Below are 4,474 nucleotides of genomic sequence, written 5' to 3'. Positions count from 1 at the left end.
TTCGCGCTGCTAAAATTGCAGCAGAAGATGAACACCTTGGAGAATCGCCTGCCGGCGGGGTCGCGCATCGAAGTCAATCGCTTCGATACTGCGGATCTTTCCACCTACCTCATGGAACTCAGCATTCGCGGGGAAGCCAGCATCGATGAGTTACGCGAGGCGGCAGAACGGCGCGTGCGCCCGCGACTCGAACAAATCGACGGCGTGGTGAATATCAACATCGGCGGCGGGCAGCGCAGCACCGTGGGCATTCAAATCGACCCGGAGCGTTGCGAAGCCGTGGGCCTTCCGGTGCCGCTGGTGCAGCAGAAGATCAACGCATTTCATCGCCAGCCCGAGCATCTTGGCCGCGTGGTTTCCGCCGGACGCTATCTGGATGTCAACCTGCTCGGCCGCGTCGATGATTTGCGCGAGTTGCGCGAATTAATCATTGACGAACGCGGGCCCACGCGGCTGCGCGACGTTGCCGATATCGGCTACAGCCAGGCCGAACGCACGCAACTGTATCGCGTTGACGGCAAATCCGGCGTGGGCATCTTCGTGCAAAAAGATAACGTGAGCAACATGCTCGCCGTTGCCAATGATGTTCTCGCGCAGATCGAGGAATTGAATCGCGAGCTTGCGCCGCAAGGGTTCGAGCTGGCCGTCAACTTCAGCCAGGCCGGGCTGATTCAACAAGCCCTCGATCGCATCGAGACCATGGCCTTGACCGGCGCGCTGCTGGCGCTGCTTGTGCTCTTTTTATTTCTGCGCAATCTGCGCTTTGTCATCATTTTGATGATCGCCATTCCGGTGTCGTTGCTGGTGACCTTCAATCTGATGTACGGCTTCGATCTTTCGGTGAATATTTTGTCGTTGTGCGGCCTGGCGCTCGCCATCGGCATGCTGGTGGATAACGGCATCGTCGTCATGGAGAATGTTTTTGTGCATTATCAACGCGGCAAAAGCGTATTCGCAGCGGTTTACGACGGCACGCGCGAAGTGAGCCGCTCGATTCTGGCTGCAACCGGAACAACTGTGCTGGTGTTTCTGCCGGTGTTGTTCGTGGAGAGTGAAGCAAAGCTGTTCGTGCGTGAGCTGGCGTTGTCCGTGGTTTTCCCTCTATTGATTTCTTTAATGGTTGCGATCACGTTGATTCCGCTGCTGGCACGACTCACCTTGAAAGGACCGCCGCCGCGTCCTTTTGGCAGCGGCCGCATTTTGGAGATTTACCGTTTATTACTCAAATCCTGCCTGCGCCATCGCGTGCGCACCATCGCAACCGTTGTCATATTCCTCTTGATCAGCCTGTTTACCGGCGTGGTTTACATCATCGGCACCGCGCCGCCCCCTCCGCCTGATCGCCTCGACATTTATATCAACATGCCGCGCGGCGCAACGCTCGACGCCACCGACGAAATCGTGCAGCGTCTCGAAAATCAAACGCGCGAATTGCCCAACCTCAAAGAGACCCGCGCCAGTATCCGCGCGGAAGAGGCGCATCTTGCGGTCAACTTCGTTGAACCGGCCAAGCGTACAGAAAAGTTGAAGCTTGACGAGATCAAAGAAAAATTGAAGAGGCTCAATCGCGGCCTCGAGCATGTTGAAATCAATTTTGACCGTCCGTCCCGCTCGGGTGGAGGCGGTGTGTCGCGCGACAACGAATTATCCGGCCTGCTCGGCGGCGATAAGGCGCTGCGCCTGCGCGGCTATGATTTGGCCTCGTTGCGCGTTTTGGGCGATCAAATCGTGCAAACGTTGCGGGCTATCCCCGACATGGAGAAAGAAGCCGTGCGCTCTGACCTGCAATCCGGCGCGCCGGAATTGCAGATTCATGGCGATCGCTTGCGCCTTGCGCTCTGGGGATTGAATATGCAAGAAGTCATGAATGCAATTTGGGCCACGCGACCGGAAGGCGCGAACGCGGCGACGCCCTTTTATGCCGCCAACGGCGAGCGCGACGTGCAGATGTTGATGAAGGATGCTGAAGAACGCCGGCTGGAAGACGTAGAGAACCTGAAGGTCACTAATGCCACGGGACAACCGGTGCCGTTGCGTGAAGTTGCCAATATTCGCCTCGACGAAGGCCCCGGCAACATCGTGCGCTACAATCAAGAACGGCAAGTCAAAATCAGTTATGCGTTCGTGCGCGAAGCCCAGGACTCCAAGACACGTTTGGAACTGGCCGAGGCGCAAGTCGATCGCATGTTACAAGAGTTGCGTTTGCCCCAAGGTTTTACAATTGAAAAAGTCGAAACCGAGGACAAGAAAACGGTTTATTACTGGATGCTGGCCATTGGCGCGATTCTCATTTATATGCTGCTGGCAGCGCAGTTCGAATCCCTGTTCAGCCCGTTTGTGATTCTCGGCACTGTGCCGACCGCCGTCATCGGCGCATTGTTCGCGCTGGCGTTCAGCGGCACGCCGCTATCGCTGGGCGAAGGCGCGCCTATGGCGCTGCTCGGCTTCATCGTGTTGCTTGGCATCGTGGTTAACAACGGCATTTTTTTGATCGATCGCATCACGATTCTACGCAAGCAGGGTTATCGCTGGCAGCGCGCAGTGATGATTGCCGTGCAAAGCCGCGTGCGCCCGATTCTGATGACGTCGGGCACGACCATGCTTGGCATTTTTCCGCTGGCCCTGAAACAGGGAACCGAATTGGAACTGTGGCCGCCGTTTGCAATCACGGTGCTTGGCGGGCTTGCCGTGTCCACCTTCTCAACGCTGGTCTTTATCCCCGTGCTCTATGTCGGCCTCGAACAAACCAAAGAATGGCTGAAGAAGATCGGCTGGCTCGGGCTGGGTTTTGGAACGCTTGCCGCCGCTGGTTTGATTTATTGGTTTCATCAATCCTATCAGAGCAAGCTCTACACCAGTTTGGTGGCGTTGCCAATTTGGTTCGGCATTCTCGGATTGATTTATGGTGTGCAGCAATTTTTTGCCGTGCGCCGCGAACGCGAGCAAGTCGCGGAAGAGAGACTGCATATTCGCATCAAGAACTTGACGAAGATTTACGGCGCGCCCGGCCGCGTCACGCGCGAATGGAACAAAGAGCGCCGCCGGTTGCAACGCTTCGTGGCTTCCGGGCAATTGCCCTGGCAGCGTGAATCAATTCGTGAATCTGCCATTTGGATGGCAACTCTCGGCGCGCTTATTTTCTATTTGCACACATTTTTTACCAGCGGCTTTTGGCTGATAATCTTGAGCATGTTGACCCTGGCATGGCTGTTCGGCGTGCGCGAGTTATATTATCGCTGGCGTTTTGTGGCGGGCAAGCCGCCACAGGCTCAGCCACGAACTTTTCGATGGAAATTTTGGTCGAGGAGAAAAGCTTCAGCGGTAGAACCGGACCGCGCCACCCAACCGGCAACAATTCTGAACCTCACCCGGCGCGGCGGCGTTTGGCTGGTTTTGCTCTTTCTCATCTATTTGCAATGGCGCGTGCAAACGCCGGCGGTTACCGTCATTGCGGCTGTGGTGGCTTTGCTTATCTTCGTACTTCGTCGCATCGCCAAGAAAATTGAAACGGGCTTGATTAATCCGGAATTGCCACAGGGCAAATTTCGCAAACTCAAGCGCATGCTCTACGCGATCGTGCGCGCGCTGCCCTACATTCGCCCACCGCGGCCGCAGGTGCGCGCCTTGACCGGCGTGAATTTGGAAATCGGACAGGGCATGTTCGGCTTGCTCGGCCCCAACGGCGCGGGCAAAACCACGCTCATGCGCCTCATCGTCGGCGTGCTGGAAGCCAATCATGGCAGCATCAAAATTAATGATCGTCTGCTCTCGCAACATCGCGAGGCGTTTCATGGCGCCATCGGTTATTTGCCGCAAGATTTCGGCTTGTATGAGAACATGACGCCGCTAGACTATCTCAACTATCATGCCTTGACCAACGGCATCTACGAACAGGCAACACGTCACGAATTAATCGAGAAGCTTTTGCAAGGCGTGGGTTTGTGGGAACGACGCGACGACAAGATCAAAACATTTTCCGGCGGCATGAAACAACGCGTCGGCATTGCGCAAACACTGCTGCATTTGCCGCAAATCATTGTCGTCGACGAGCCGACCGCGGGACTCGATCCGCGCGAGCGCATTCGCTTCCGCAACTTGCTCTCGGAACTGGCGAAAGAACGCATTGTCATATTTAGCACGCATATTGTTGAAGATATTTCCAGCACGTGCCACGATCTCGCGGTGCTGGCCGGCGGGCGCTTGCTCTATCGCGGTTCGCCCGAAGACATGCAGCGGCAGGCGCACGGCAAAGTCTTCGAAGCAGTCGTCACGGAAGAGGCTTTTCAAGACTGGCGCGAAACGCTGCACATTGTGCAACATCAAAAGACGGCGAACGGCGTTCGCATTAGGTTTCTGCGCAGCGAACCGGTGAGTGGTTTGGCCGTTGAAACCGTGGAGCCGACGCTGGAAGACGCGTATGTTTATTTGCTGCAAACCAGCAAAGCGCAGAATGGCGCCAACGGCGTTTGAAAAT

The 4,474-nt window shown here is 56.2% G+C and carries 1 protein-coding gene; it reads left to right on the top strand.

The window, feature by feature from the left end:
- On the top strand, positions 1–4,470 hold a 4,470-nt coding region (locus FBQ85_27070), incomplete at its 5' end, for an ATP-binding cassette domain-containing protein (protein MDL1878796.1).
- Between the last annotated feature and the right edge of the window lie 4 nt (positions 4,471–4,474).

This window comes from Cytophagia bacterium CHB2 (assembly GCA_030263535.1).
GTDB lineage: Bacteria > Zhuqueibacterota > Zhuqueibacteria > Zhuqueibacterales > Zhuqueibacteraceae > Coneutiohabitans.
This window is presented reverse-complemented; position numbering and strand designations above follow the sequence as displayed.